At 70.0% G+C, this 7,319-nt stretch carries 6 protein-coding genes; all 6 read right to left on the bottom strand.

Annotation, left to right across the window (positions count from 1 at the left end; all coding sequences use genetic code 11):
- The coding region (locus ABT300_RS39260; RefSeq protein ID WP_351686538.1) for a hypothetical protein at nt 1-836 on the bottom strand (836 nt) is incomplete at its 3' end.
- A gap of 212 nt (nt 837-1,048) precedes the next feature.
- The gene (locus tag ABT300_RS39255) at nt 1,049-4,147 is read right to left on the bottom strand and encodes an RICIN domain-containing protein (protein WP_351686536.1); all 3,099 of its coding nucleotides are present in this window, start codon (nt 4,145-4,147) and stop codon (nt 1,049-1,051) included.
- 235 nt (nt 4,148-4,382) lie between these two features.
- Nucleotides 4,383-5,363, bottom strand: coding sequence for an aldo/keto reductase (locus ABT300_RS39250; protein ID WP_351686533.1), 981 nt, complete (start codon nt 5,361-5,363; stop codon nt 4,383-4,385).
- A gap of 47 nt (nt 5,364-5,410) precedes the next feature.
- On the bottom strand, nt 5,411-6,478 hold the full coding sequence (locus tag ABT300_RS39245) for a PfkB family carbohydrate kinase (RefSeq protein WP_351686531.1): 1,068 nt from the start codon (nt 6,476-6,478) through the stop codon (nt 5,411-5,413).
- Nucleotides 6,475-7,119, bottom strand: coding sequence for a bifunctional 4-hydroxy-2-oxoglutarate aldolase/2-dehydro-3-deoxy-phosphogluconate aldolase (locus ABT300_RS39240; protein ID WP_351686529.1), 645 nt, complete (start codon nt 7,117-7,119; stop codon nt 6,475-6,477). Before ABT300_RS39240 ends, ABT300_RS39245 begins: the two co-directional genes overlap by 4 nt.
- On the bottom strand, nt 7,116-7,319 hold a 204-nt coding region (locus ABT300_RS39235; protein WP_351686527.1), incomplete at its 5' end, for an SDR family oxidoreductase. The genes ABT300_RS39235 and ABT300_RS39240, both read right to left, overlap by 4 nt.

Raw genomic sequence — 7,319 nt, 5'->3', positions numbered from 1 at the left:
CCGAACACGGCCTTGGCCGGCGCGGCGGGGGCCGGCGTGTCGGGCGGGGTGGGTCCGGGTGGGACCTGGGCCCCCCCCCAGGCCCGGGCCTGGGCGAGCGCGCGCTCGCCGCGGGCCGTGGCCCTGGGGAGCTTGGCCTGGATCGTGTCCGCGCCTCCTGCGGACAGCAGGAGCGCGCTGCCCCAGAACACGGACACGACGAAGCCCGTGAGACTCGGGCCCATGAAGTCGGGGTTGTTCGGGTCCCACCACAACGCCGGGAGGGCGGCGAGGAGCAGGATGACGCCGCCGACGGCGCGGGGGAGGAGATAGGGCGGGACCTCGACGTCGATGGTCTGGGCGTCGGCGGGGCGCAGGTACCCCTCGGCGACGAGTTCTTGGCGGAGTTCTCCCACGACGCTGTCGCTCGGGAGGAGCAAGGGGGAGTGCGATCCGTCGGACGCCCTGGCGATGACCCGTTGCTCACGGGTCCACGCCTGCTCCATCCTGGCGAGGGCCTTAGGGGACGGGGCACGGCCACGGGACCTGGGGTGATGCACCATCAGACAGAGAGCGCCGTACGGATCCACGGGCTTGAGAATGCGGTGAAGCAGCATGTCGACGACGAGGACGTCCCGCGCCCAGCCGTCGTGATACGCGATCAGGGCCAGTGCGGCCGTGCCTGGCACGGGCTCGCCGCCCGGGCGGGCGTCCTCGGGCTGCCGCTCGGCCGACAGATGCCGTTCCACCGCCTCGGCCCTGATCCGTTCGGTCCGTCGGATGTCGTTCCGTTCGTCTGCCTTGTAGAGCGCGTAGGAAACGACCCAGACGCTCAGCATCACGATCCATGCCCCCATGCGGGCCAGTGTGATCGCGCCGTTCTGACCGGTGCAATGGCTTCGGCAGGGCGCCCGGCACATTGTTACGCCATCAAATCACTTACACAGCAGATCTGTTGCTGTCCGACACGGCTGCGGGACGGTGCCTGCCGATCGGCGTCGGCGGCCCCGTCCCGCAGGTTCGCTGTCTCCTTCCGCCGTCCGCCTCCAGGCGGCCGGCCGGAGCCGGATCAGTCCACGTTCACCGTCTTCCAGAGCTGGGCGTCGGCGCCCGTGTCCGTCGACTGGACCAGCTGAGTGCCTCCGGAGGAAACGGTGAGCAGGTCGTTGCTGTTCACGTTCTTGACCTTGTAGTAACCGTTTCCGGCGGCGACCAGCGTCCACCGCTGGCTCGCGGCGTTGCTGTCGGACGACTGGACGATGTTCGCGCCGTCCGTGGTGACGCCGCCGCTGACGTCCATCAGCAGGGCGCTGTTCCGGCTGACGATCTCGTAACTGCCGTCGCCCACCGGGACGAAGCGCCAGTTCTGGTTCAGGGCTCCGGTGTCGCTCCACTGGACGACGTTGGCTCCGGCGGACATCGACGCGCCCGAGACGTCGACCGCCTTGGAGCTGCTCTTGTTGACGATCTTGTAGTTGGCGTTGGTCGCGGGGAACCCGATGGAGGCGAAAGCGTCCAGCGCGCAGACGGCGCCGGAGGATGCGGTGTTCTTCGTCCCGGTGCACACCACCTTGATCGTGTGGGGGCCCGCCGCGAGGTCCGTCTTCTCGAACAGCGGTACCTGCTTCGTCACCGTCGAGGCATAGGCGTCGATGCCCGCCTGGGCGAGGGCGCCGTCGAGGTAGACGTCCACCTTGCCCATGTTCGGCTGAGTCATGCTGAGGTACCGGACGCCCGAGCCGGTGAACGCAAACTCGGCGTAGTTGCCCGCCGTGCTCGTGAACTTCTCCGACCCGTTCATGTCCTTGGTGTCGTTCCAGTTCGACCACGTGCCGGAGTAGGTCACGCCGGCCGCCTTGTCGTCGACGTGGTTCCAGCGCTGCCGCACGAGCGCCTTCGACGCGGCGGAGGCGTTCCCCTGGGCGTCCACGACGTAGAGACGGTAGTCACCCGGCGCCTGCGGGACGTTGATGCCGGCCGCGGCGCCGCTCGCGCTGGTCATGGTGGGACCGGCGGCGAACGTCGTCGTACCGGAGGGAGCCAGCCAGAGTGTCTTCGACGCGTCTCCGGGGCTGCGTACCGGAATGGTCACGACACCCTTGCCGGTGAAGGTGCTGGCGGGCAGCGCGTAGTCCTGCAGCGTCGTGTTGCCGGCGGGGACGATGTCCTTGTAGGCGTCCTCCAGGCCCGCGTTCACGGCGATGCCGTACGCCTGCGACGGCCACACGTTGTCCGCGTACACACGCACGTTGTCGATGGTGCTGTTCGGGACGCTCTTGCTGAAGATCGTGTTGACGGGTCCGTAGGTGTTGGTGATGGTGAGGTCGTGCTGCTTGCCCCAGGTGCCGGAGTTGATGGCGTAGGCGACATTCGGGTCCACGTCGAGGACGTTGTCGTGCTCGTTGATGTTGGCGGAGCCCTCATCGGGGTGGATGCCGTACTTGTGTCCGGCCGGGACGCCCTGGAGGAAGTTGTTGCCGATCTCGGTGCCGGGCTGGTTGCCGAGCGTGTAGATGGGAGCTGAGTCGCCGAGCACCTGCATGGTGTCGATGAGCTCGTTGAACTTGACGGTGTTGTTCCTCGCCGTGGTGGTCGGGTTCCCGGGATTGATGGAGCCCGTCGAACCGTCGAAGTTCCACCAGCCCCAGCCGAGCGTGATGCCCGCCCACGGGGACTTCTCGATCCGGTTGTGCTGCAGGGACAGGGTGTCCGCGAAGTAGGCCGACACAGGGCTGGACCCCTGGAACAGCACCGCGCTGTCGTAGAGGTAGTTGTCCGTGACGGTGATGTTCCTGCAGACGCCCTCGACGTTCACGGGGTACTTCTCGTGGTTGGTCGAGGTGTAGTCCCCGATGTACACGTGCTGGGGGTTTCCCACGGTGATGGCGGATCCGGCGATGTCATTGGTGTAGTCACCGGTCAACTGAGAGTCCGTCACATCGTTGACCATGCTGATTCCGTCGGCGCCGGTGTGCTGCACATTGTTGCGCTGCAGGATGATCCCGTCGGCGTTCTCGATCTGTATGGCCCCCGGTGGCAGGTCGACGTTGCGGTAGGTGTACGCGTGGAAGTTCTTCTTCGCGTACACGGTCGAGCTGGCGTTCCCCTGCTGGCCCTGCCGGAAGACGGAGCCCGCGACGTTGAACAGGTTCCAGTCGGAGTGCTCGACGGTCAGCCCGGAGAACGTGATGTTCCGCGCGTGGTCGGTCGTCGACGTGCCCGCGATCTTGAGGAGAGTGGGCAGGTGGCTCGGCGCGAAGACCTTCGCCGTCGCCATGTTCTCCGAGTCGGACTTGTAGTAGTACAGCTCGTGATTCGTCTTGTCGAAGAAGAACTCGCCCGGCTGGTCCAGGAATTCGTATGCGTTCATGAACGTGTGGGTGCCGTTGGGGTTGAAGTTGCCGTTCGGCGGTCCCTGGGCGATGGCCGCGCCCGGCTGCTGGAACAGGGCCACGCGGTTGGCGCCGTCCGAGCTCGTGGCGATCTGGCGGACGCCCACGATGGCCGTGGTCCAGGTCGTCGCCGACTTGATCTCGACGTCGTCCTGGTTGGATGCGATGGCCGGCAGGTCGGAGAGGCCGTACTTCGCTCCGTCGCACTGGGAACCCGACTCCCAGGCCCAGGGAGCCTGCCCCGCCGTGACGGTGTAGGTCCCGTAACATCCGGCCGAGGTGATCGTCTTCGAGGCCATCGTGGCGCGCTTGTCGTTGACGTACAGCGCGCGGAGCTTGTCGTCGCGGTTCAGCGGGGCCTTCCAGATGTTCCCGCTGTGCTGTGTCCAGCCGGTCACCTGAACGCCTCCGTCCAGGACCGGCTTCTCGCCCGGGTAGGCGGCGTACACGACGCGGTGCCCGTTCGTGCCGGAGTCGGCCGAGGTGAAGCCGATGGTGCTGCTCACCGGGTAAGTGCCGCCGCGCAGAAAGACGTTGACGTCGCCGGTCATGTTGCTGTTGACCGTGCGCACGACGTCCCGGGCGTGCTGCAGGGTCTTGAACGGCGCCGTGATGGTGCCGGCGTTCGAGTCGTCGCCGCCGGGGGCGACGTAGTAGGTCGCCTGGGTCGTGGCGGCGGCGGGGGTCGGCGTCGAGAGAGTGGTCAGCAGCGCGGCGGTGATTCCCACCGCGAGCGCGGCGGACATCTTGCGGACGGGAGACGTGTGTGTGGTCATCGTCTGTCCCTCCTGCCGGTTCGTACGGTCGAGCAGGCGTTCATACGGCGGCTCCGAGTATGTTCGCGGTGCGGTTGAGCGGATCTCCATCAGGTCCGGACCTGGGGATTCGAGGCCGAGGCCGGGTTCGCACCGTCGGCGACGGCGCTGCTTCACTCGCGGCGGGGAAGCTGCGGGCGTGATCGGTCGGGCGGGGGGTGGCCGGCGCGCGCGCCGCCGTCGAGAGGCATGTCCCTCACCGGATCAGTCCCTCGCTGCGGAGTTCGTCCCAGAGGGAGGCGGAGACGGTGTCCCGGTGGAGTGCGACGTTCCGTGTCACCTGGTCCCGGTCCCGCATGCCGAGGGTGACGTTGACGACGCTGGCGTGGGTGTGGGGGAAGGCGATGGCGGCGGCGGAGAGGGTGGCGCCGTGGGCGGTGCAGACGTCGGCGATGGCGCGGGCGCGGGCGACGAGGTCGGGTGGGGCGTCCTGGTAGTCGTACTTCATGCCGTCGGCGGGGCGGTCGCGGGAGAGCAGGCCGGAGTTGAAGACGCCGACGGCGACGACGCTCTTGCCGTGTTCCTCGGCGGCGGGCAGGACGTCGTCGAGGGCGGACTGGTCGAGGAGGGTGTAGCGGCCGGCGAGCATGACGACGTCGGCGGCGGTCTCGCGCAGGAAGCGGGCGAGCATGGCGGACTGGTTCATGCCCGCGCCGATCGCGCCGACGACGCCCTGGTCGCGCAGTTCGGCGAGGGCGGGCATCGCCTCGTCGGCGGCTTGTCGCCAGTGGTCGTCGGGGTCGTGCAGGTAGACGACGTCCAGTCGGTCCAGGCCGGTGCGCTCGAGGGACGCCTCGATGGAGCGCAGCACGCCGTCACGGCTGAAGTCCCATTGGCGGCGCAGGTCGTCCCGCACGACGAAGCCCTCGCTGTCCACGCCCTGCGGGTGCTCGTTGGGCACGAGCAGCCGCCCGACCTTGGAGGACACGACGTAGTCGTCCCGAGGCCGTCGTCGCAGGGCCGCGCCCAGTCGCTGCTCGGAGAGCCCGAGCCCGTAGTGGGGGGCGGTGTCGAAGTAGCGGACGCCGGCGTCCCAGGCGGCGTCGACGGCCGCCGACGCGTCCTCGGCCGGGGTGACCCGGTACAGGTTGCCGATGACGGACGCCCCGAAGCCGAGTCCGGTGAGCTCGACGGGGGTGTTCGCGATGGTCCGGCGTCCGATGCTCTGGTGTGTCAACTGTGCTCCTCGCGAGTACGGGTGGGGCGGCGCCGTGCGGCGCCCGGTCAACGTCTGACGGCGGCCGAGCCGCCCTCCATCAGCGCGTGGACCTCGGCGAGCGAGGCCATGGAGACGTCCCCGGGAGTGGTCATCGTGAGGGCGCCGTGAGCGGTGCCGTAGGCCAGCGCGCGCTCCAGACCGGCTGCCGTCAACGGGCCCGGCCAGATGTCGTCACCGCCCAGCAGTCCGTGGATCAGACCGGCGGCGAAGGCGTCGCCGGACCCGATGCGGTCCAGGACGTGCAGGCCGGGCATCGGGGGACCGGTGACGGCGCCGGTTTCGGGGGACCAGGCGGCCGAGGACCAGTCGTTGACCCCGGCCGAGGGCACCTCCCGCAGGGTCGTCGCCAGCACCCTGGCCGACGGGACGAGCTCCGCCACCCGCGCAAGGGCGTCCGGTACCTCGCCGGCCGGCACGCGCACGGCGCCGGGACGCGGACCGGCCAGGCCCAGTGCGCCCACCACCACGTCCGCGTGCCGGGCCAGGCGCAGGTCCACCTCGCGTGCCCGGTCCGGACCGCCCCGGCCGGCCCACAGGCTCGGGCGGTAGTTCGGATCGTAGGAGACGGTGACGCCGTGGCGGCGGGCGGCCGCCATCGCCTCGTCGGCGACGTCGACGGTGGTGTCGGACAGGCCGGCGAAGACGCCGCCGGTGTGGAACCAGCGCACACCGGCGGAGAACACGGCGTCCCAGTCGACGTCGCCCTTGCGCAGCTGGGAGACCGCGGTGTGGGCACGGTCGCTGACACCGAGCGCGCCGCGGATGCCGTAGCCGCGCTCGACGAAGTTGAGTCCGTTGCGGGCGGTACGGCCGATCCCGTCGTCCGGCGTCCACCGGATCAGGGAGGTGTCCACGCCGCCCTGGAGGATCAGGTCCTCGACGAGACGGCCCACCGCGTTGTCGACGAGAGCGGTCACGACGGCGGTGCGCAGTCCGAAGCAGCGCCGCAGGCCCCGTACGACGTTGTACTCGCCGCCGCCCTCCCACACCTGGAAGGTCCGGCCGGTGCGGATGCGTCCCTCGCCCGGGTCGAAGCGCAGCATCACCTCGCCGAGGGCCACCACGTCGGTCATGGCGTGCTCCTCGCCACGGCCTCGGCGGTGAGCCGGCGGATCCCCTCGAAGTCGCCCCGCCCGAGGTGACCGGCGGTCGCCAGCCAGGTGCCGCCGACGGCGAGGACCGACGGCTCGGCGAGATAGTCGGCCAGGTGGGCGGCGCGGATGCCGCCCGTCGGGATGAAGCGCGTCCCGGGGAACGGCGCGGCGAGCGCCCGGAGTGTCGGCAGACCTCCGAGCGGTTCGGCCGGGAACAGCTTCACGGTGTCCAGACCCGCGCGAATGGCGCGCATCAGCTCGGTCGCGGTGGCGACACCCGGTATCACGGGGACGCCCAACTCACGACACCTGGCGACGACTTGATCGTCGAAACCCGGTGAGACGACGAACCGGGCGCCCGCCGACACCGCCCGCTCCGCCTGTTCGGGGGTGAGGACCGTGCCGGCGCCGACGGTGAGTCCGCCGTGGGCGGCCATCGCCTTGAGCGACTGCTCGGCGTCCGGGGTGCGGAAGGTGACCTCGGCACACCGTGCGCCGCCGGCGACGAGCGCCTCGGCCAGCGGGTCGGCCAGCGTCCTGGACGGCACGGTCAGCACCGGCATGAGCCGGGCGCCGGCCAGCACGGAGGCGGGCGTGGTGGTGGGCTCCGTGCCGTTCATCGGCCGAGCCATCCGCCGTCGACGGGGAGGGTGATGCCGTGGACGTAGGCGGCGGCGTCGGAGGCGAGGAAGACGGTGGCGCCGGCGAGGTCGTCGGGGTGGCCCCAGCGGGCGGCGGGGATGCGGTCGAGGATGGCGGTGCTGCGGGCGGGGTCGTCGCGCAGGGCTTGGGTGTTGTCGGTGGCGATGTAGCCGGGGGC

This window comes from Streptomyces sp. NPDC001027 (assembly GCF_040299045.1).
Classification (GTDB): Bacteria; Actinomycetota; Actinomycetes; order Streptomycetales; family Streptomycetaceae; genus Streptomyces.
This window is presented reverse-complemented; position numbering and strand designations above follow the sequence as displayed.

Excerpts from the sequence above, each read along its gene's own strand:
- ABT300_RS39240 (WP_351686529.1), bottom strand. The coding sequence starts at position 7,119 with ATGAACGGCACGGAGCCCACCACCACGCCCGCCTCCGTGCTGGCCGGC.
- ABT300_RS39245 (WP_351686531.1), bottom strand. The coding sequence starts at position 6,478 with ATGACCGACGTGGTGGCCCTCGGCGAGGTGATGCTGCGCTTCGACCCG.
- ABT300_RS39255 (WP_351686536.1), bottom strand. The coding sequence starts at position 4,147 with ATGACCACACACACGTCTCCCGTCCGCAAGATGTCCGCCGCGCTCGCG.